Here is a 21,329-nt window from a genome sequence, read left to right on the forward strand (position 1 = left end):
TTTTTTGTTTTGCATACGCGAAATGCTGTCCGTCAGACGGGTTTGCTGCGCCCCATCGGCCAAGTATGTCTGCAAAGCCTGCATCCGTACATCCTTTTCCGCCGATAGTTCCGGTTTCCGAGCCAATTCCTGCAACCGTACAGCTTTTTCGACCATGCGAGCAGGGTTTGTATTGATGCAGCCTAATAAACCTGCACCGTTGCAGGTTTTTAGATCGGAAGCTGCTGGAGGAACATAAAGCCTGCATGTTTGCAGGTTTTTCGTGCATGAGAAAGACCGCCAGAGATCGCTCTGACGGTCCGTGTACGCTAAATGTGTGCTTAAAGCGTGCGGTTCGGCTTGCGCTTGCGCAGCCTGAGCGCGAATAACGCGATGGAGGCTGCGATCAGTCCGTATCCGATATACGGATAGATCGGCGCTGTCTCGCCTGTCTTCGGCAGCTGGCCGGCGCCGGCCGAGCCGGAACCTGAGCCGGAGGAGCCGGAAGTACCCGAAGACGAGCCGTTCGAGCCGGAATTACCGCCGACCTCGCCGCGATCGCCGTCTCCGGTGCCGTTATCCCCGCCGGACGTATTGCCGCCCGAGGAGCCGCCGTTGCTGCCGTTGCTGCCGTTGCCGTGACCCTGGCCCGCGCCGCCCGGCGTCTCGTTGCCGCCTTCCGCGCCGCCCGGCGTCTCTGGCGCGTCCTTCTTCAACACGAGGCCTGCGTCTACCGTGAGGTCGCGCATGCCCGGCAGGAGCGAGATCGCTCCTGTCCGTCCGTCCGGACCTGCGTCGGAGTCGCTGTCGCCCTTGGCGCCGCCTGCATGGACGGCGGTCCAGGCATAGCCCTCCGGCAGCCTGAACGCTACGCGATAAGCGCCCGGCGCGAGCGCCTTGAATTCATAGTAGCCCGCCTTGCCGCCGGCATCGTTGCCGGTCGTCTGCATGGCGATCTCGTTGCCCTCCGCATCGAGGAGGGAGACGACGACGCCGTTCATGCCGGCTTCGCCGGCGTCCTGGCGGCCGTTGGCATTCGCGTCGACCCACACGTAGTCGCCGAGAGCGGCCAGCGGGACAAGTCCCGCGTCGATCGACCGGTCCCGCTGTCCGGGCAGCAGGACGATGACCGCAGTCTTGCCGAGCAGGTCGGCGTTGGAGTCGAGGCTGCGGTCCGAGCCTTGTCCCGGCTTCGCAAATTGATAGCCGTCAGGCAGGATGAACCTCACCGTATAATTCTCGGGATTCAATCCGTCGAACGTATAGTATCCGGCTCGGCCGTTCGAATCGTTGGCGGTGACCCGCGTGGAGATGAGCGCGCCGTACTGGTTGTACAGCTCGACCGTCACGCCGTTCACGCCGACCTCAGTCGCGTCCTGCAGGCCGTCGCCGTTGACATCCTTCCACACATAGTCGCCGATGCTCGCCGGGATGACGGCAGGGATGGCATGGAAGCCTGCGTCCACATCCTGGCGGTATTCGCCCGGCGTGAGCGTCACGAGGTCGGACAGTCCCTCAAGGCCTGCATCGGAGTCCAGCGCCGCGTCCGCGGTCGCGTGCTTGGCCGTAAACATGTGGCCTTCCGGATAGCTGAACCGGACCTGGTACGTATCCGGCATCAAGCCGTCGAACTTGTAGTAGCCCGGCTTGCCCGACAGATCAGTCGTTGTCGTCGTCTTCAGCACATGTCCGAACGCGTCCAGCAGCTCGACCTTGAGACCGTTGCGGCCCTTCTCGTCAGGCTCCTGAATGCCGTTGGCATTGATGTCCTCCCAGACGAAGTCGCCGATCGCGGCGGGCAGGACGATGCCTGCGTCCACGCTCATATCGTCCTGGCCTGCGGTCAAGGAGACGATGCCGGTCACGCCGGAGGCGTCCGCATTCGAGTCGTTGTCCGTCGTATAGCCGGCGCCTGTCGCTGCGCTGCGGGTGAACATGTATCCGTCAGGCAGCTCGAAGCGAACTTTGTAGTCTCCGGGATACAGATCGGCGAACTTATAGTTGCCCGCGGCATCCGTGACGGTCGTCACCGGCGCCCCGCCGCGCACAACCGGCGTGCCGTCTCCTTGGAGGAGATGCACCGTGACACCCGCCGCGGCAGGCGCGTCTGCTTCGCCGTCCTGGCGTCCGATGTCGCCGCCGTCGACCCACAGCTTGTCGCCGAGGCTGACGAGCCTGACGAGCCCTGCGTCCAGCGTCAGGTTGACGTCGCCGGAAGCGAGTGTGACAGGAGCCGTACGGCCCCCGGCCGCCGGGTCCGCATCGGAGTCCGCCGAGTCGAGGAGGCCCGAGTCAAGCGCTGTGAATACATAGCCGGCGGGCAAGTCGAATGCGACACGGTACGTGCCCGGCAGCAGATGCTCGAACAGATAGCGTCCGTCCGCATCGGTCGTCGTCGTGACCTGCGCGGCACCGTCCAGCACCGGGGCGCCCGATCCGTCCAGCAGGCGAACGGTGACGCCCGCTACGCCTGTCTCTCCGGCATCCTGGATGCCGTTCAGGTTGCGGTCCATCCATACGTAGTCGCCCAGCGCCGTCAGCTTCACGAGGCCGGCATCGACATCGAGGTCGTTTTCTCCGGGGCTGAGCGTGACGGCGGCCGTGCGTCCGGTGACCGGATCGGCGTCCGAGTCGTTGTTTGCCGCGCTGCCGGGACTATTCTTTTTCGCAAAAATATAGTCGGTCGGCAAGTCGAACTGCACGATGTAATCGTCAGGTACGAGCTTGGCGAAGCGATAATGACCGTTCAGATCTGTCGTCGCCGTGACCGGCGTGCCGTTCTTCAGCACCGGATTGCCGCTGCCGTCCAGCAGATGAACCTTGACGCCGGCGAAGCCGGACTCGCCGAGATCCTGGATGCCGTCGTCGTCGGCATCGTGCCACACCGTATCGCCGATGGAAGCCAGCTCGACGATGCCTGCGTCGATCGTCAAGTCGTCCGCGCCCGAGACAAGCGTGACGGCATCGCTGAACCCGAATGCCGTGCCGGCAGCGTCGTTGTCCGCGTTGGAGTCGATCAGACGATCCGCGCCGGTCAGGGGCAGCGTGAACGTGTAATCGTCGCTCGGCAGTACGAACTGGACGACGTAGTCTCCGGGCCACAGACCGTCGAATACGTACTTGCCGTCCGCATCGGTCGTCCTCGTGCCGATGGCCGCCGTCAGATCGGCTGCGTCGTACAGCTTGACGACGACGCCCGCTACGCCGAGCTCGCCGACATCCTGAATGCCGTTAAAGTTCCGGTCGTTCCATACATAATCGCCGAGCGATACGCGATCGACGATACCGGCGTCGATATCGGTGCGCTGCTGTCCGATCGACAGCGTGACGGCGTCGGTCCAGCCAGCAGTCGCTCCCGAGGTATCGGCGTCCGAGTCGGTGGCCGCATCGCCTTGGCCCTTGCCCGTGAAGCTGAAGCCCGGAGCGAGATTGCCGAACTTCACCTTGTATACCCCGTCCGACAGATTGCCGAACTTGTAGTTGCCGTTCGCATCGGTCATCTGCGAGGAGACCGGCGTACCGTAGGCGTCGTTCGCCGGTGTCGTGCCGTCGCTCTCGAACAGCTCGACCTTGATGCCGCTTACCCCGGGCTCCCCGGCATCCTGGACGCCGTCGCCGTTCAGGTCATGCCACACCTTGTCGCCCAGCGAGGCGAGCGTATGCACGCCCGCGTCGATCGTCATGTCGTGCTCGCCCGCGGACAGCGTCACAGCGGCCAGCCCGACGGCGCCGCCGCCCTGCTTGATCGCGTCGGAGTCGAGCGCGTCGTCTCCTCCCTTGTTCGGCTGCACGAACCAGTAGCCCGTCGGCAGCGTGAATTTGACGACATAATCGCCGGAGGGCAGATTGTCGAATTTGTAAAGTCCGTCCGCATCGGTCGTGATCGCCGCAGCCGCAGCGCCATAGCCGTCCGTGACCGGCGTCGTGCCGTCGCCCTCAAGCAACTCGACCTTGACGCCGCTCACGCCGGACTCGCCGGCATTTTGTATATTGTCGCCGTTCGTATCGAGCCAGATCTTGTCGCCGACCGAAGCCAGCTCGATCAGTCCGGCGTCGATATCCATATTGTCGACGTTCAGCAGCGCGATTGTATCCGTCTTGGCCTTGGCCTCCGTCGGCGCGGCAGGCACGTTCGCGTCGGAATCTTTGTCCGGCGCGCCTTGGCCCTTGACCGTGAACAGGTAGCCGGGGCCTCGGACGAACTCGACCTTGTACTTGCCGGGATACAGGTCGCCGAAGCTGTACAAGCCGCTCGCCGGCGTAGTGGCCGTCCGGTAGACGGCGGTCGCCGAATCGTCTTCGTAGTACAGATTGACTGCTACGCCGGATACGCCCGGCTCGCCTGCATCCTGGATGCCGTCCTCGTCGCGATCGCTCCACACATAGTCGCCGAGCGAGACGAGCTTCACGAGACCCGCGTCGATCGTCATGTCGCTCGCGCCCGGGTTCTCGACCGACGTGATCGTTTCCGTCTGTCCCTTGGTCTGCATCGTCGGAGCCAGGTTGGCCGTACGGATGACGTCAGAGTCCTTTGTCGTGTCGTTCGGCAAGCCGGCGCTGTTTTTGCGCGTGAAGCCGTAGCCGGCCGGCAGCGCGAACTCCACCTTGTATCTGCCGGGCTGCAGATGATCGAACTGATAGTTGCCGTTCGCGTCAGTCGTTGCCGTCAGGTTGCTCCCCGACGGACCTTTGACCGGGGAGCCGTTGTCCTTGAGCAGACTGACGGTCACGTTTGCCATCGCCGTATCGCCCGGGACCGTCGTGTCGTTCTGCATGCCGTCGGCATCCTTGTCGATCCACACCTGATCGCCGAGCTTGACCGGGAGCAGGTAGCCAGCGTCGACGGTCAGATTGATCTCGCCGAGCTGCAGATCGATGACGTCCGTGAAGCCGAACGGCTTGCCGGCCGACGGCAGAGCGGAGGCGGCGAAGCTCGTCGCGCTGCTCAGATCGTAAACGTCGGAATCTTCGGTGCGCTTGCTGCCCTGGTTTCTGAATGTAAGCAGCAAGTCTTCCTTCACGCTGTCGCCGTTCGTATCGTACTGCGCCTGCGTGGGGAACTTCACCTTGTACTTGCCGGGCAGCAGGCCGTCGAACAAGTATTTGCCGTTCGCATCGGTCGTCTGCATACCCTGGCTCGTCCAGACGGAGCCGATCTGCTTGAACAGCTCGACTTGCACGTCTGCAATGCCGTGACCGGCAGGGGGTTCGTTTTGTGTGCCTTTGCCGTCCTGGTCGAACCAGACGTAGTCGCCGATCGCGCCGAGCGGCGGCTCCAGGCCGGCGTCGATCGTCATATCGTCGGCGGAAAGTACGATCGTATCGGTCGTCACGACCGCCGACGTATTCGGCAAGACGGGCGTCCCGCCGACATTGGAGTCAATTGCGGCATTGCCGCCGCTGCCTTTGAGCGTCCAGGTCGTGAACGTGTTGGCCGCATTCGTATAGGCATTCGCGCCGCTGCCGTAGCTGTAGCCTTGCGGCAGCGCGGTCGGCAGAGCGAATTGGACCTTGTAGCTGCCGGCGGGCAGCTCGGGGAACAGATAGTAGCCGGGCTTGCCTGCCGCATCGGGGCCCGTCACCGTCGTGACCGGAATCTGTACGGGCGTGCCGTCGTCGTTGAACGTCTTGACATAATCCGAACCGTCGGCCTTGAGCAGCTTGACCTGCACGCCGTTGATGCCCGGCTCTCCGGCATCCTGGATGCCGTCCTTGTCAAGATCGGCCCATACGTAGTCGCCGAGCGCCAGCCCGACGGGCGGATTGATATGCACGCCGACCTTGGGCGGCTCGGCCGGCAGCAGCGCTTCGCCGGAGCCTTTCTCCTGCGCCTGGTGGGCGAAGGAATTCCAGGCGATCGTATCGACAGTCGTGCCGAGCGGCGCCTTCATCGACCAGACGATCGGGATCTCCTCGCCCGGCGCCAGCGTCCTGGCAGGGGCGAACTCGAACTTGAGCGCCGTCACGGTCGTCAGGTCCGCGGGAGCTGTCGTGCTCCAGCCTGTCGTCTGCCCGATCTTCACATGGCCCGGGTCGGCATTGTAATAAACCGTGTAGTCCGGATTCGCGGCCAGCGGCGCAGTGAGCACCGTGCCCCACGTCGATCCGCGCGCCCCGAGCAATGCGCCTTCGTCGCCGACGCGCGGCAGCGTATCGACGACGACGATATGGTCGACGTCGAAGTTCGAGTTGTTTTTGACGGTCAGCTTGTAGTCCACGCGGCCGCCGGCCACCGTATTCGCCAGCTCGTCGCAGGGCTGATTAAAAACGCAGCCCGCAGGGAAGGTGCCTTTTTTCCAGTCGCTGTCCAGCTCGCCCCGAACCCGCTTGTACGAGCCGAGCTCGGCGACACGATTGACGGTCACGTCGGCCGAATCGCCGATATAGAGATCGCTTGAGATGCCGTCGCCGTCGTAATCGGGCGTGTCTGTCTTGAGCGGATCGAAGTAATAGTCGTTGATATACGTATCCGTATTCGTCGTCAGACCCGCCTGATTGATATACGTCGTCGCCGGCGCGTACTTGTCAATCTTCGCCTTGACGCGTATCGTGAACGAACTGTCGACCGGCATGGCGACGCTGCCCGGGAACTTCCAGCGCAGCAGCGTCTCGCCTGCGGCGTTCTTCGCGACCGGGAGGGCCGGATCGAGCGCCAGAGACGAGGCGGCGGCGAAGTTAACCGGGTTTGTAACCCACGCGTCCTCGTATGTCAAGTGCTTCGGCAGCAGGTCGAATACGATAGGGTCGTGGAAAGGGGCGCTCGAATATTCGGTATTCGATACTTTGATATCGAACTCGACATAGCTTGCCGCCGAATCGTTGGAGGGCACGTACGGCCCGCTGCCGATCCGCGTCTTGTCGATGCGCACGAGCGGCCGGCTGTCGTGAACCTGCACGTCGGCGCTGTCTCCGCCGTGCACCGGATGGCCGTCGAACGAATAGTCGACGTCGGCCGTGTTCCGGATGACATGGCCGTTGGCGATCGCCGACCCGCCGCGCAGCGTATACGTCAGTGTGAATTCGGACGTCTGGCTGAACGATACGGGCAGCTGCTGCGCGAAGCGGAACTGCAGTCCCATCACACGCGCGCCGCCCGTCAGGTTCAAGGCGGAGACGACGAGATTGTCCGCCGTATCCGTACCGACGGACTGCCAATACTGCCAGTCGCCCGCGCCGGGGCTGGATGTCGTCGTGTAGTAGACCGCATAGTTCACGCTCGCGTCATGGAACGTGGCCGTACGGATCTCCTTCAGGTCGAAGTCGACCGGATCGCCGGACATGTCCTGCGTCGGCGTCATATCCGTGATGACGGCGTCCTCGATGGTGCTGTTGGACCGGTTGCGAAAGCCGCCCACATAGAAGCGGACGTCCTGGCCGGGCGAGATCTCCTGCTGGCGCGCATCCGTATTTTTGTAGAATCCGCCGGGACCGTTGTCCGTAGGCACGGCCGTGAAGCCATGGCCCACATTCGCGGTTTTCGTGACCGTCGCCTGGTTGCCGAGCGGCTTGAAGGTGACGGAGGCGGCGTTCACTACGTTCGTCGTGCCTGCCGTGACCTTGTCGGCGGGATATCTGACGGTTACGTAGTATCTGGCATCGTCCGCGAGCGTGCCGGACGGCTGCCAGACGATCTGGCCGGTCGCGCCTGCCGCAGGCGCCGATAGCGGAGCGGGGGACGCAGAGACGAACTCGGCTTCAGGAGGGAGCGTGTCCGTCAGCTCGACCTGCTCGATGTCGATGACGCCGATGTCGGTGCCGGAGTTTTTATTGTTGAACGTAAGCTCGTATTGGACTTCGGCGTCCACGAGCGGCAGCGGGAGCGGGGAGGTGCGCGTCTTGAGCAGCTCCCAGTCCGCGGCGGCCTCGGCCTTGACCGTCGCCGGGTTCGATTCCTCAAGCGTGATCAAGGTAATGCCGTCCGCATCCGGCTTGAGAATCTTCGCGACCGCCGTCGTCTCGGTGCCGTCAGGCGTCGTATGCGCCGTATAGTGCGCATTGACCTGCAGCTCGTACGTCGTGCCCGCCTGCGGACCTCCGTTTGCCGTACCCTTGAACGTGAACGTCAGGTCGCTTCCGGTCTGCGTCATGCCGTCGATGATGGACAGCGGCACGAAGTTCTCGTAGACGACGCCCGCAGGCACCGGGAGCACGAGCTTCAGCTGCTCGGGATCGATACCGTTGTCGACCAGATCCGAGAAGCTGAACTTGATCGAATAGGTGAAGGAACGTCCGGTCTTGACGGACGGCACGTCGGTGGAGAGCGTCATCAGGATGCCGTTGCTGGCGTCGCCGTCTGCGTTCGCATCGGGCTCGGGCAGCCAGGAACGGCTCCACAGCAGACCGAAGACGAGCGTGATGACCAAAAATGATTTCAAAACTTTCATGGCTTACATTTCCCCTGTTCCTTCGGTATTGTTCAAAAGACGGGCATGAACGATGAGACGGTGCGTCGGATGCTTGCGCGGATGGCAAGTGACCAGGGTCAGCCCGGCGCTGCCGTCGGCGGCATTGTTCAGGACGGACAGATCGTCCGGCGCTACGATGGAGATGCCCGTGACGCGATACGAGATTCGTCCCGCCGACGTCTCCACGTCAATTTCGTCTCCTTCCTTGACTTCGCCCAGCCGGTTGAAGTGTCTGCCGTATGTCAGACTGCGATGTCCGGCCAGCACGAAATTGCCCGGTTCGCCGGGCATTCTCCCCTCGACGACCGTGCCGGCGCCGCGCTTCAGCGCAGCGGCGTCCGCGCCGTATACGATCGGCTCGCTGAGCCCGATGCGGTCGATGTATACCGTGCCGAGCACCTTGGCACCGTCGATCTCCCGCCATTCGGGCAGCGCGCGGACTGGCGCCGCGGCCTGTACGGGCGCGACGGGCGCCGCCGCGGCGGCTTGTGCGCTCCAGGCGGCGAGCAGACGCAGCTCCCGGCCGTCTTCGCGGCGCTCCGCCAGCCGCGGATACAGCACGAGCGCGCAGCCGGCGACCAGCAGGGCGACAGCCAGTAGCGTCAGCCGCAGGCGGCTGCGTCTCGCTGCGGCATCATTCAATATTCGCCTCCCCCTTTTGCATTGGACAATGTTCAAGAGCTAGCAAAAAGTGTATATTACAAAACTCTACAAAAACTGAACAAAGCCCAAAATTCGGCAAAAAGCAAAACAGCCCCGTCCGCGAATTGCGGACGAGGCTGCGTCAAGCGAACGCTTATGAGAGAGTTGCTAACAGGAAGAGGAACGCCATGTCATGCCGCCAGCGCGACGGCTTAGCTCAGGTGTGCCGGGCGAGCGGTCTTCCAGCTCGCATACCACGAGGCGATGTCCGCCGAAGGCCCATGGCCGTATTGCTCCTCGCACATCCTGGCGAGCAGCATGTATTGCTGTTCTACGAGGCTGTTCTCTCCGAGCTGGGCGTGATGCTTCATAATAAACCAATAAATCTCTTCGGAAAACGGAAAGCGGCGCTGAACCCGATAGAGCCAGTCCAATCCGTGCTCCGACATGCCGTGCTCGTCCAGCAATGCGGAGAGCCGCACGGCGAACCGATACCACAGCAAGCTCAGCCGCCTGCGCTCCGCGTCGGCCCATTCGTAATCCTGTTCCTCCAGATATTCGCCGGCATACGAATCGAGCCAAGCTTCGTAATCCGCCTGCCGGTCGGGACGCAGCTCGTCGCTGCCCGGTACGCGGCGCTCCCATTCGTCGACGTCGATCGTACAATCTTCCGTATGCAGCTCGTAGCCTGCCTTGTTGTTGAGGATGCGGATCCGCAGACCGGCGGTCTCCAGCGATTTGCGCAGCTGATAGACGGTCGTATACAGCAGCGCATACCCGCGCTCGGGCTCCAGGTCGGGCCAGAGCAGCTCCAGCAGTATATCCTTGCGCGTCTGCTGGCCCCGTCTGTGCAGCAGATAAGCGAACAGCTCCTGCGCCTTGTTCGTCCGCCAAGCCAGCTGGGTCGGCGGATCGCCGTATTCGATCGCCAGAGACCGGAAGCAACGAATGGTGGCCGGCCGGCCGGCCGGCTCCCCGGCGGCAGTCTCTCCCGGCGGAGTCACGGCCTGCCTCAGCCGCTGCAGCGTCTGCGCGAGCCGCGAAGGCACCACGGGCTTGAGCAGATAGTCCAGCGCATTGAGCTCAAACGCCTTGATCGCGTATTCCTGATACGCGGTGACGAATACGATCCGGACGCCGGGGCGTCTCTCCTGAAAATATAGGGCCGCTTCGAGCCCGTTCATCACAGGCATGTCGATATCGAGGAAAATGACATTCGGCTCCAGCGCGCCAAGCGCATCCAGCGCGTCGCCGGCATTGCCGAACTTGCCGAGAATATCGACGCCGCCCAGCTTGCCGAGCTGACGCTCCATATCGTTCAGAGCCAGCGGCTCGTCGTCTATCAATATGCACTTCATCGCTATCCCGCCTTGCAGCTGTGTTCGCGGCGCTTCAGCATGCGTTTTTCGCCAATATTCAACATTATATCGAATAATCCGGTCGAACGGGGCGGGAATGCGTAAATTCTGCGAACCGAAGTGTATGCGTACATTTATAGAAGAAAGAGGTGAGCGTCTATGTTGAAGCTGGGTATTCTGGATCAATCGCCCGTCTGGACCGGCGGCGACGCGGCCCGCTCCTTGCGCAGCACGATCGGACTGGCGGGGCTTGCCGAGCGGCTCGGCTATTCGCGCTTCTGGGTGTCGGAGCATCACAGCGCGGCGGGACTCGCGGGTTCTTCGCCCGAGGTGCTGCTGGCCGCGATCGGCGCGCATACGTCGCGCATCCGCATCGGTTCGGGCGGCGTGCTGCTGCCGCACTACAGTCCGTACAAGGTCGCCGAGAACTTCAAGGTGCTGCAGGCTCTGTATCCCGGCAGGCTGGATCTGGGAATCGGCAGAGCGCCCGGCGGCATGCCGATCGTATCGCGGGCGATGGGCAGGGAGAGCGGCAAGGACAAGGAGGAGGGCTTCGCGCAGTCGCTGCGCGAGCTCGGCGCATACATCGGCAGCGGTCCGCCGCTCGAAGCCGGGCATCCGCTGGCCGGGCTGGCCGCCATGCCCGAGGTGAGCGGCGTGCCCGAGGTGTGGCTGCTCGGGTCGAGTCTGCACAGCGCGCAGGTCGCTTCGGAGATGGGGGCGGGGTTCGCCTTCGCGCACTTCATCAACGGCCGGGGCGGCCAGGAGGTCGTCCGCGAATACAGGCGGCGCTACCGGCCGGGTCCGCTCGGCGGCGTGCCGCGCGTGGCGGTATGCGTATTCGTCGTGTGTATGGATACCGACGCGGCCGCCGAGCGGGAGGCCGCCGCGCTCGATCTGCGGCTGCTGCAGGGCGACAAGGGAGACTACGGCAAGCCCGTCCCCGGCCGCGAAGAGGCGCTGCGCTATCCGTACAGCGCGCAGGACCGGGCGCGGATCGCAGCCAATCGCAGCCGCATGGTCGTCGGAGGGACGGCGCGCGTGTCGCGCGCGCTGCCGGCCTTCGCGCAGAGCTACGGCGCGGATGAGGTGATCGTCAATTGCATGACGGCCGATCCCGATTCCCGCGACCGCTGCTACAAGCTGCTCGCCCGGCTGTTTTTGAATGGGGACGCGCGGCCTCGGGGAGGCGTGATCGGCAACGGGGGAATTGGCGGATTGCGATAAGAAACAGGGGCAGGGCGGCGCAAGGGAATTCGGCTGCAGCCCGTATGCGCCGCCCCGCGGCAGCAGCCGAAAAACGCGTCCGCACTGCGTTTTGGACGCCGCTTGGGGCAGTTTTTTCCCGTTTGACGAAAGTGTTAACATACCTCACACTTCCACAAAAAATACCTTACATAAGTATTGACGCTCCTCCAGCAAAAAAATTATAATAACGACATAGTTCAGGTGAAAAGTTGAACGTTGTATCGTCTTACTAGACCGAATGTTCGGATATGGGGAGGAAATTCGAAATGTCTGCTCAAAACGTACTGGATCTGATCAAGGAAAAGAATATTGAATTCGTTGATTTCCGCTTTGTGGATCTCAATGGCCGCGCCCACCACATCACGCTGCCCGCTACTGAGGTCGACGAAGATACTTTCGTTAACGGCGTTGCTTTCGACGGTTCCTCGATCACGGGCTTCCGCGGAATCGAACAATCCGACATGGTCATGATGCCCGACACCGAATCGGTCTATGTGGATCCGTTCACCGCTCACGCGACTCTGATCGTGATGTCAGACATCTATACGCCGGACGGCGAGCGCTATGACCGCGATCCGCGTTCGATCGCCAGCAAGGCCGAAGAATTCCTGCAGCAATCCGGCGTCGGCACGGCTGCTTATTTCGCACCCGAATCCGAATTCTTCATTTTCGACGATGTACGTTATGAGAGCACGATGAACTCCTCTTCCTTCTTCGTCGACTCCGAAGAAGCGGCCTGGAACACGAACCGCAAGGAAGAAGGCGGCAACCTCGGCTTCAAGATCGGCGTCAAGGGCGGTTATGTACCGGTCGCTCCGGTCGATTCCCAGCAAGACATCCGCAGTGAGATGGTCCGCCTGATGCAGGACTCCGGCCTGCGCGTCGAGCGTCACCACCACGAGGTGGCTACGGCCGGCCAAGCCGAGATCAACTTCCGGTTCGACACGCTGAAGAAAACGGCTGACAATCTGATGAAGTACAAATATATCGTGCACAACGTGGCTCGCCAATACGGCAAGGTCGCGACGTTCATGCCGAAGCCGCTCTTCGGCGACAACGGTTCCGGCATGCACGTGCACAGCTCCATCTTCAACGAAGGCGAGCCGCTGTTCTACGAGAAGGGCGCATACGCGAACCTGAGCGATCTGGCGCTGAACTACATCGGCGGTATCCTGCACCATGCGCCTGCACTGATCGCCATCACGAACCCGTCCACGAACTCCTTCAAGCGTCTGGTTCCAGGCTACGAAGCGCCGGTTAACCTGGTGTACTCCGCAGGTAACCGCTCCGCTGCCGTCCGTATCCCGGTCGCAGCCGTCACGCCGAAGGGCTGCCGCATCGAGTTCCGTACGCCGGACTCCACGGCCAACCCGTACCTCGCGTTCGCAGCGATGCTGATGGCCGGTCTGGACGGCATCAAGCGCAAGATCGATCCGCGCGCACTCGGCTACGGTCCGTTCGACAAGAACATCTACGAACTGTCCGACGAAGAGAAGGCCGAGATCCGCAGCGTACCGGGCACCCTGGACGAAGCGCTGGACGCACTCGAAGCGGACTTCGAATTCCTGACCGAAGGCGGCGTCTTCACGAAGGAATTCATCGACAACTACGTCGATGTGAAGCGTGCCGAAGCGAAGGCCGTCGCGATTCGCATCCACCCGCACGAATACGGTCTGTACTTCGATTGCTAATCGAAGCAGACGACGATTCAAGAGCTCCCCTCGGGGAGCTCTTGTTGTTTAAGCCGGGCCGGCCGTCGACCGCTCACCCAGAAGAGGAATTTGCTCGAGCCGCTCATAGGAGGGCGTGCTTCCCGGATGGGAGCGGTACAGCGTGATGCTCGCGCTCGTCCAGGCAGTCGGGCCCGGCTCGGCGTCCGGCAGCGCGCCCCATGCCTCGCGGACGAGCTCCAGGCTGCAAGAGCCGCCTTCCCAGCTGCGGGCCAGCGTGATATGCGGATGATAGGGCCTGGCCTCCGGCCGGTATCCGATCCGCTCCTGCAGGCGATCGCCGAGCAATCGATGAAGCGCGTGCAGCGGTGAGAGTGACGGCGGTGAGGCGATCGACCCGGATGTCGCGACGGCGGCGGAGTCTTCCTGAACGCCGCACCAGAGCACGCGCGGAGCGGCTTGTACGCCGAAAATACCGGGGCCGCCCGGCGACAGCCGGACGGGTGCTGCGCTTTGTCCGGCTTCTCGTGCCGCAGACAGCACTTCGGGGACGCTGTCCGCTGCAATATTGCCCAGGTAATGAATCGTAATGTGATAATCCGACGGATGCGTCCATTTGCGGAAGGCGAGCTTTTGCCGCATCGTCCGCGCGCGTGCGCCAAGCATTACCTCAATGGAGTCCGGCAAAGAAATGCCGAAAAAAAGACGAAGATTATCCATGAATGCCTCCTAATTCGTTCGGAAATTCTTTGTTTTGCCATGCTTTTGTCCTTTAAAGCGGTTGAACGTGCCGGATAGCTTTGATATGATGTTTCTATTATGAACGAATACAAGGTGGGAAATAAAATGTCCAATCGTGCCTATAATTTTAACGCGGGCCCTGCCGCTCTGCCTTTGGAAGTGCTGCAGCAAGCGCAGGAGCAATTCGTCGACTTCGAAGGCAGCGGCATGTCGCTGATGGAGATGTCCCATCGCGGCGCCATCTACGAGCGCGTACATAACGAAACGGAGCGGCTCGTCCGCGAACTGATGGGCGTACCGGAAGGCTACAAGGTGCTGCTCGTCCAAGGCGGGGCCAGCACGCAGTTCGCGATGGTGCCGATGAATCTGCTGAAGCCGGATCAGGTTGCCGCCTATGTCGCGACCGGCAGCTGGGCGACCAAGGCGATCAAGGAGGCGAAGCTGTTCGGCGAAGTGAAGATCGCCGCTTCCTCCGAATCGGACGCCTACAAGCGAATTCCTGCTGCGAGTGAATTGAACATTCCGGCCAACGCCGCTTATGTGCATCTGACCTCCAACGAGACGATCGAAGGTACGCAGTGGGCTGAATACCCGGATACGGGCAGCGTGCCGCTCGTCGCCGACATGTCCAGCGATATTTTGTGCCGTCCTGTCGACGTATCCCGCTTCGGCCTCATCTACGCAGGCGCACAGAAAAATCTCGGGCCGTCCGGCGTCACGATCGTCATCGTGCGCGAGGACCTGATCGGCGCGCCAGCGATGACCGTGCCGACGATGCTCCGCTACGACACGCATGCGAAGAGCGGATCGCTGTATAATACGCCTCCTTCGTTCGCAATCTATATGGCGAATCTGGTGCTGAACTGGGTGAAGGCGCAGGGCGGCGCCGCAGGCGTCGAGCGCATCAACAAGGAGAAGGCCGGGATGATCTATTCGGCGATCGATGCGAGCGGCGGCTTCTACAAGGGCTTCGCCGCGCAGGACAGCCGTTCGATCATGAACGTCACGTTCCGCCTCGGCAGCGAGGAGCTCGAGAAGAAGTTCGCGAAGGATTCCGAAGCGGCCGGCTTCGTCGGCTTGAAGGGACATCGCGATGTCGGCGGACTGCGCGCTTCGATCTACAACGCCGTCCCGACAGAGAGCGTCAGGGCGCTGACGGAATTCATGCGCGAGTTCGCTCGGACAAACGGCTAACATCGTCTGCGCACAGGCATCCTATGCATAAGCTTGGCAGTCTTCCGGCAACCGCGGCCCGCGCCGCGGTTTTTGCATGGTCAAGACCGCATTGAACTTTATTTTGTGGAGGGACGGCAAATGCCATTTCATATCGTTCTCGTCGAACCCGAGATTCCCGCCAACACCGGCAATATTGCCAGGACATGCGCGGCGACAGGCACGCATCTGCATCTCGTCAGGCCGCTCGGCTTTTCGACCGACGACAAGGTGCTGAAGCGCGCAGGCCTCGATTATTGGTACGCAGTCAACATTACGTATTACGATGCTTTTGAGGAAGTGAGGCGCGCGTTCCCGGAAGGCAGGTTTTTTTATGCCAGTACGCGCAGCTCGCGGCGGTACAGCGAGCTGTCGTACCGTGACGGAGATTTGTTCGTATTCGGAAAAGAAACGAAGGGGCTGCCGCAGTCGCTGCTCGACGAGAATCCCGGACAGAGCATCCGCATGCCGATGACGGACAAGGTCCGCTCGCTGAATCTGGCGAATTCGGCCGCGATCGTCGTATACGAGGCGCTGCGGCAGACGGGATTCCCTGGGCTTGAGGGATAATATTTCATGTTTTTCGACATAAATCGGCATAATTCTTGCATTATTTTAAGCAAAATCTATTTTTTGCAGGGAATGTCGAGTAAGTTAGCGAAAATAATGTTAGACTTGGGCCATATCTGCACTAAATATGAATAACGAAAGAATGGAGAGGACTGCTTTGAAGCCTGCTGGTGTCGTAAGAAAAGTGGACCAACTCGGCCGGATCGTTCTGCCGAAATCGCTGCGGAAGCGTTATCAGATGAATGAGGGAGATCCTGTAGAAATACTCGTACAGGGCGATCATATTATTCTGGAGCGTTATCGTCCGCGGTGCGTATTCTGTTCGTCCATGGAGAACGTCACCGAGTACAAGGAACGCCACGTATGCGGCGCATGCCTGAAGGAAATGAACGCGATCTGACGATAGACGATTCGACAAAAGACCCCCGAGGACGGCGCCGCGCATGCGGTCATCGTCTCGGGGGTCTTGCCGCTTCATGAAGCCCGCGCGGATGTTGCCGGAAAAATCACAGACCCTTGGTCTTGTCTTCGTTGTACGCGGCAGTCAGCATCGCCGTGATGAACATCGCGAATACAAGGATAACGATCCAGAACTTGTCGCTCATTCCCAGAAACATGTTCGACACCTCCACTAAACTTCCTCTATTATAACCAAGCCCGGCCAAAAAGAAAACGCAAAATACGGCAGAAGTGCAGCATACAATGTATGGATCGCATTACGCCCGGAGCGCGAGGCGCGCGAAGGAGATCGGAGTGGGGGCCATGATCAATTGGATGGGCGGCTGGCCTGCGGAAGGCCTGCTGACGGAGGCCGAATGGCAGGAAAAGCGGCAGGAAGCGTCCGGCACGGCGGCGGCGCTCGCGGGTGCGGAGCGGCAGGCGGACACGGCAAAACGGCTGGCTTCGCTGCTGGGGTCCGGACAGCTTGGCCCTTATTGGGCGCCGGACGGGGAGATCGGGCAGCTCATGCTCGCGGACGATGCGGACGAAGCGCTCCGGCTTGCAGCGAAGGCGCTGCTGCGCCCTGGAGATGCGGTGCTGGTCGAGCGGCCGACGAGCCGGACCGCGCTGCAGTTGTTCGCCCGTATCGGCGCGATTGCGTACGAGGTGCGGGGAGACGGCGAAGGGATGGACCCGGCGGCGCTGGCTGCCGCGCTTGGGTCCGCGAAGCCGCGCGCCGTCTACGTCTCGCTGACCTGCTCCGACCCGGCGGGCAGCTGCTGGAGCGAGGAGCGGCGGCAGGCGCTGTTCCGCCATTGCAGGGAGGCCGGCGTGGCGCTGCTGCTAGACGAGCGGCAGAGTCTGACCTGCGAGCTCGCGGGAAATCTGGCCGCGGGCGCGGCGCCCGGACCGGCCGCGGTGATCGGCGCACTCCCGCCGAGTCTCGTCTCCGGCATCCGTCTCGGCTGGCTGCAATGGACGGGATGGTCCGGCGGCGATCGGACGTTCGCACCGGCGCTGCCGATCCGCAGGCCGGACCGGGAGCAAGCCGCGTTGGAGGATCGGGAGGCGCTCCTGCGCTACTGGAGCGATACGTCGCCTGCTCCGCTGCTGTCGACGCTGCGGTTCATCTACCGGACCCGGCATGCGCTGCTGGCGGAGCAGGTCGACCGCGTTCAAATCCCCGGCCTGAGCTGCAGCATGCCGCAGGCGGGCAGTCATATGTGGCTTAAGCTGCCGGACGGACTGGAAGCCGAGCCGCTGCTCAAGGCTTCCTGGCTCGAGGGCGTGCTGTTCCAGCCGGGGAGCGGGTACTTCGCAGGCGAGGCCGATCGGTCGCGGCTGCGATTGACACCCGTCCACTCGGACGAACGCGAGATCAAGGAAGGCGTCCGGCGGCTGGTTCAGACGATTCTGGCCTTCGTGGGCCGCTCGGTCTGAACTAATAATCGTCGCCCGCCGCATACAGCATTCCGTCTTCAACGACGACATCCCGGCGCATCAGGCGCTCGTCGTCCCGGCTTGTGCACTCGCCGCTGTGGCAGTCGAAGGTCCAGAAGTGGAGCGGGCAGTAGAGCTCGCCGGCCGCGAGCAGCACCTCTCCGCCGGCATGGGGACAAAAGGCGAGCAGCAGCACAAGACCGCCGTCCTCTCCGCGGACCAGCCAGTACGGCTTGCCCGCGAGCTCCAGCGAGAGCGGGTCGCCCTTGAACATATCGGCGGGACCGATCCGTTCGCGGGCGCTCATCGGCGCACCGCCTGCGGCTCGGGATACAGCTCCGCCTGCTCCGGCGCGGCTGCGGACGTCTGATCCGGGCCGTGAGGCGACGCCGCATCGGACGCTGCGGCCCAAGGATACCGGGTCCGCCAATAGGCGACGGCTTCGCCGTACTCAGCCAGCGCCGCGCGTCCAGCCGGCGACAGGGCGTACAGTCCGCGCGCTGCGCGCCGGAACCAGCCGTAATAATTGCTGCGCAGCAGCTGTCCCGGGTCGGGCACGCCGGTGAGCGCGCCGATCTGGCGCGGCGCCAGCGCAGGGCTGTCGCTGCAGCTCAGCGCCAGCGCACATTGGAGCGCGCGCTCGCGGTAAGCCGTGACGAGCTTGCGCCGCGTGCTGCCGCCGACGTTATAATCGCCGCTGCGCCCGGCGAACTCCTTGAGCAGCTTGGCCGTGCCCTTGCGGCGGCCGCCGGGGCGGGGGGCCGGTATGGCAGACGGCACCCGGGCAGCGGGAGCCGGCGTCATCGCCGGAACGAGGCCCCCCGCCTCTCCCACGCTTGCAGCCGAGCCGTATTCGACCCGCGCTTCAACCGCTTCTTGCGGATATGCCGCTCGACTATCCGTATCGCACCATACCTCGGTGACGGGCGGCTTCGTTTTATAGAAGGTCACGGTCACGAAGCCGAGCGACAGTCTGCGGCACATGTCCGCGATCTCCGCGTAGCGCTGGTTGTGCGCGCCTTTCTTGACGCGGTTGCGCTCCACCGCCAGCCAGACCGCCGCACCGGTCCGCTGCCGCTCGAGTCCCTGCAGCAGCAGTGCAAGCGTGAACGTTTTTTTCATTTCCACGATGACGGGCTGCGAATCGTCCGGACGGATCGCGACGAGGTCGCAGCCCCGCACCTCCGCCTTGACCTCATAACCCCGCGCCGTCCAGAACGCCTTGAGCGCCGGGTATAGCTCCGTCTCATATTTAACCGCCACGACGCATCCCCCGTTCCTCCGCTAGATTCACACATTATAGCACGGGCATTTATTTTCATCCTGATTTTCGGGGCAAATTCGTCCACCTCTCCGCATAGGTATAGAGTACGTTGCGAAGACGATGAATGACCACTCCGATAGACGAGAGACAGGGACAGGGAGGATAGCGGCATGGACATCTTCAAGCGGCTCGCCGAGTACCGGACTGCTAGCGAGAGGTTGACGTGGGCGGGGACATTTCGCGATTACATCGAACTGCTAAGAGAAGACCCTGTACCTGCGATGACCGCGCATTCCAGGGTATACGACATGATCGTCTCCCACGGCGTGGAGGAGCAGAATGGCGTCAAGAAATACAAATTTTTCGAACATGACATTTACGGCCTCGACCGAACGCTCGAGCGGCTCGTCGAGGAGTATTTTCACTCCGCGGCCCGAAGACTCGATGTGCGCAAGCGGATTCTCCTGCTCATGGGGCCGGTCAGCGGGGGCAAATCCACGATCGTGACGCTGTTAAAAAGGGGGCTCGAGCAATACTCGCGGACGGCGAGGGGGGCGGTATATGCGCTGCAGGGCTGCCCGATGCACGAGGAGCCGCTGCATCTCGTACCGAACGAGCTGCGTCCCGACGTCGAGAAGGAATTGAACGTGCGCATCGAAGGCAATCTGTGCCCGTCGTGCGCGCTGCGGCTGCGCAATGACTACGGCGGCGACATCGAGCGCTTCCCCGTCGAGCGCGTGTTCCTGTCCGAAGATACGCGCACCGGCATCGGCACGTTCAGCCCGTCCGACCCCAAGTCGCAGGATATCGCCGATCTGACGGGCAGCATTGACTTTTCGACCATTACCGAATACGGCTCGGAGTCCGATCCGCGCGCTTACCGCTTCGACGGCGAGCTGAACAAGGCCAATCGCGGTCTCATGGAGTTCCAGGAGATGCTCAAGTGCGACGAGAAGTTCCTGTGGAACCTGCTGTCGCTCACGCAGGAGGGCAACTTCAAGGCGGGGCGGTTCGCACTCATCAGCGCCGACGAGCTGATCGTGGCGCATACGAACGAATCCGAGTACAAGACGTTTATCGCCAACAAAAAAAACGAGGCGCTCCAGTCGCGGATGATCGTCATGCCGGTGCCGTACAACCTGCGGGTGTCCGACGAGGAGAAAATCTACGCCAAGCTGATCGGCCAGTCCGACATGAGCCATATCCATATCGCGCCCCACGCGCTGCGGGCAGCCGCGATCTTCAGCATTCTGACGCGGCTCAAGGAGTCCAAAAAGCAGGGCATGGACCTGGTTAAAAAAATGCGTCTGTACGATGGCGAGGAAGTCGAGGGCTTCAAGGACGCGGATCTCAAGGAGATGCAGAACGAATTCGTCGACGAAGGCATGTCGGGCATCGATCCGCGTTATGTCATCAATCGGATATCCAGCGCGCTCATCAAGCAGGACCAGGAGTACATCAACGCCCTCGACGTGCTGCGCGCGCTCAAGGACGGGCTCGACCAGCATCCTTCGATCACGAAGGAGGAGCGGGAGCGGTACTTAGGCTTCATCTCCGTCGCGCGCAAGGAGTACGATGCGCTGGCGAAGAAGGAGGTGCAGAAGGCGTTCGTCTATTCGTTCGAGGAGTCGGCGCGCACCTTGTTCGAGAACTACCTCGACAATATCGAAGCCTACTGCAACTGGCAGAAGATCAAGGACCCGCTGACCGGCGAGTCGATGGACCCCGACGAGCGGCTCATGCGTTCGATCGAGGAGCAGATCGGCATCTCCGAGAACGCCAAGAAGGCGTTCCGCGAGGAGATACTGATCCGCATCTCCGCCTATTCGCGCAAAGGACGCAAGTTCGACTACAGCACGCACGAGCGCCTGCGCGAAGCGATCGAGAAGAAGCTGTTCGCCGATCTCAAGGATATCGTCAAGATCACGACGTCCACCAAGACGCCGGACGAGAACCAGCTCAAGCGCATCAACGAGGTCATCAACCGCCTCGTCGAGGAGCACGGCTACACGACCGCCAGCGCCAACGAGCTGCTGCGCTACGTGGGCAGCCTGCTGAACCGCTAGGCAGCCGCCCGCTGCGCCGCGAGTACTCGCGCCCGTCCCGCCACCGCCGCGCCCGCGCCCTCCAGAACCGCACAAATTATGTGCGGTTCCCGGTCGTTCGCCCGCTGCGCCGCGAGTACTCGCGCCCGTCCCGCCACCGCCGCGCCCGCGCCCTCCAGAACCGCACAAATCATGTGCGGTTCCCGGTCGTTCGCCCGCTGCGCCGCGAGTACTCGCGCCCGTCCCGCCACCGCCGCGCCCGCGACCTCCAGAACCGCACAAATTATGTGCGGTTCCCGGTCGTTCGCCCGCTG

13 protein-coding genes are annotated in these 21,329 nt (G+C 62.4%); 7 read left to right on the forward strand and 6 right to left on the reverse strand.

Annotated elements, in window-relative coordinates; translation table 11 throughout:
* Positions 1-320: 320 nt before the first annotated feature.
* The 3 genes from VQ071_RS21360 to VQ071_RS21370 form a co-directional block, all read right to left on the reverse strand.
* Complete coding sequence (locus VQ071_RS21360) at positions 321-8,363, reverse strand: SdrD B-like domain-containing protein (protein WP_340516267.1); 8,043 nt, start codon at positions 8,361-8,363, stop codon at positions 321-323.
* Positions 8,364-8,366: 3 nt separating this feature from the next.
* Positions 8,367-9,026 carry a class D sortase gene (locus tag VQ071_RS21365; RefSeq protein WP_340516268.1) on the reverse strand — a complete coding sequence of 220 codons (660 nt, stop codon included), beginning with the start codon at positions 9,024-9,026 and terminating at the stop codon, positions 8,367-8,369.
* A gap of 212 nt (positions 9,027-9,238) precedes the next feature.
* Positions 9,239-10,384, reverse strand: a complete 1,146-nt coding sequence (locus VQ071_RS21370; protein ID WP_340516269.1) for a response regulator — start codon at positions 10,382-10,384, stop codon at positions 9,239-9,241.
* A 159-nt stretch (positions 10,385-10,543) separates the two neighbouring features.
* On the opposite strand from VQ071_RS21370, the gene VQ071_RS21375 reads away from it, so the two are divergent.
* Together VQ071_RS21375 and glnA are read left to right on the forward strand one after the other, a co-directional pair.
* Positions 10,544-11,611, forward strand: coding sequence for an LLM class flavin-dependent oxidoreductase (locus VQ071_RS21375; RefSeq protein WP_340516270.1), 1,068 nt, complete (start codon positions 10,544-10,546; stop codon positions 11,609-11,611).
* Positions 11,612-11,898: 287 nt separating this feature from the next.
* Positions 11,899-13,323: a type I glutamate--ammonia ligase gene (glnA, locus tag VQ071_RS21380; protein ID WP_340516271.1), complete on the forward strand. Its 1,425-nt coding sequence runs from the start codon at positions 11,899-11,901 to the stop codon at positions 13,321-13,323.
* Positions 13,324-13,371: 48 nt separating this feature from the next.
* Here glnA and VQ071_RS21385 read toward each other — a convergent pair whose 3' ends face one another.
* A complete protein-coding gene (locus VQ071_RS21385) occupies positions 13,372-14,022 on the reverse strand; it encodes a 2'-5' RNA ligase family protein (RefSeq protein WP_340516272.1) in 651 nt (216 codons plus the stop codon).
* 126 nt (positions 14,023-14,148) lie between these two features.
* On the opposite strand from VQ071_RS21385, the gene serC reads away from it, so the two are divergent.
* The 4 genes from serC (at position 14,149) to VQ071_RS21405 (ending at position 17,706) form a co-directional block, all read left to right on the forward strand.
* The gene (gene serC / locus VQ071_RS21390; protein WP_340516273.1) at positions 14,149-15,237 is read left to right on the forward strand and encodes a 3-phosphoserine/phosphohydroxythreonine transaminase; all 1,089 of its coding nucleotides are present in this window, start codon (positions 14,149-14,151) and stop codon (positions 15,235-15,237) included.
* A 120-nt stretch (positions 15,238-15,357) separates the two neighbouring features.
* Positions 15,358-15,825 carry a tRNA (uridine(34)/cytosine(34)/5-carboxymethylaminomethyluridine(34)-2'-O)-methyltransferase TrmL gene (gene trmL, locus VQ071_RS21395; RefSeq protein WP_340516274.1) on the forward strand — a complete coding sequence of 156 codons (468 nt, stop codon included), beginning with the start codon at positions 15,358-15,360 and terminating at the stop codon, positions 15,823-15,825.
* A 157-nt stretch (positions 15,826-15,982) separates the two neighbouring features.
* Positions 15,983-16,225: an AbrB/MazE/SpoVT family DNA-binding domain-containing protein gene (locus VQ071_RS21400; protein WP_340516275.1), complete on the forward strand. Its 243-nt coding sequence runs from the start codon at positions 15,983-15,985 to the stop codon at positions 16,223-16,225.
* Between the two features lie 362 nt (positions 16,226-16,587).
* Positions 16,588-17,706 carry an aminotransferase class I/II-fold pyridoxal phosphate-dependent enzyme gene (locus VQ071_RS21405; protein ID WP_340516276.1) on the forward strand — a complete coding sequence of 373 codons (1,119 nt, stop codon included), beginning with the start codon at positions 16,588-16,590 and terminating at the stop codon, positions 17,704-17,706.
* A gap of 1 nt (position 17,707) precedes the next feature.
* On the opposite strand, the gene VQ071_RS21410 is transcribed toward VQ071_RS21405, so the two are convergent.
* Both VQ071_RS21410 and VQ071_RS21415 read right to left on the reverse strand, forming a co-directional pair.
* Positions 17,708-18,013, reverse strand: coding sequence for a Rieske (2Fe-2S) protein (locus tag VQ071_RS21410; protein WP_340516277.1), 306 nt, complete (start codon positions 18,011-18,013; stop codon positions 17,708-17,710).
* Positions 18,010-18,969: a DUF2161 family putative PD-(D/E)XK-type phosphodiesterase gene (locus VQ071_RS21415; RefSeq protein WP_340516278.1), complete on the reverse strand. Its 960-nt coding sequence runs from the start codon at positions 18,967-18,969 to the stop codon at positions 18,010-18,012. Before VQ071_RS21415 ends, VQ071_RS21410 begins: the two co-directional genes overlap by 4 nt.
* Positions 18,970-19,140: 171 nt before the next feature.
* Between VQ071_RS21415 and VQ071_RS21420 the strand changes: the two genes are divergently transcribed.
* Positions 19,141-21,036, forward strand: a complete 1,896-nt coding sequence (locus tag VQ071_RS21420; protein ID WP_340516279.1) for a PrkA family serine protein kinase — start codon at positions 19,141-19,143, stop codon at positions 21,034-21,036.
* Positions 21,037-21,329 lie beyond the last annotated feature (293 nt).

Source organism: Cohnella sp. 56, assembly GCF_037963805.1.
In the GTDB taxonomy this organism is placed as follows: Bacteria; Bacillota; Bacilli; order Paenibacillales; family Paenibacillaceae; genus Cohnella.

Excerpts from the sequence above, each read along its gene's own strand:
- VQ071_RS21360 (WP_340516267.1), bottom strand. The coding sequence starts at position 8,363 with ATGAAAGTTTTGAAATCATTTTTGGTCATCACGCTCGTCTTCGGTCTG.
- VQ071_RS21370 (WP_340516269.1), bottom strand. The coding sequence starts at position 10,384 with ATGAAGTGCATATTGATAGACGACGAGCCGCTGGCTCTGAACGATATG.
- VQ071_RS21375 (WP_340516270.1), top strand. The coding sequence starts at position 10,544 with ATGTTGAAGCTGGGTATTCTGGATCAATCGCCCGTCTGGACCGGCGGC.
- glnA (WP_340516271.1), top strand. The coding sequence starts at position 11,899 with ATGTCTGCTCAAAACGTACTGGATCTGATCAAGGAAAAGAATATTGAA.
- VQ071_RS21385 (WP_340516272.1), bottom strand. The coding sequence starts at position 14,022 with ATGGATAATCTTCGTCTTTTTTTCGGCATTTCTTTGCCGGACTCCATT.
- serC (WP_340516273.1), top strand. The coding sequence starts at position 14,149 with ATGTCCAATCGTGCCTATAATTTTAACGCGGGCCCTGCCGCTCTGCCT.
- trmL (WP_340516274.1), top strand. The coding sequence starts at position 15,358 with ATGCCATTTCATATCGTTCTCGTCGAACCCGAGATTCCCGCCAACACC.
- VQ071_RS21405 (WP_340516276.1), top strand. The coding sequence starts at position 16,588 with ATGATCAATTGGATGGGCGGCTGGCCTGCGGAAGGCCTGCTGACGGAG.
- VQ071_RS21410 (WP_340516277.1), bottom strand. The coding sequence starts at position 18,013 with ATGAGCGCCCGCGAACGGATCGGTCCCGCCGATATGTTCAAGGGCGAC.
- VQ071_RS21420 (WP_340516279.1), top strand. The coding sequence starts at position 19,141 with ATGGACATCTTCAAGCGGCTCGCCGAGTACCGGACTGCTAGCGAGAGG.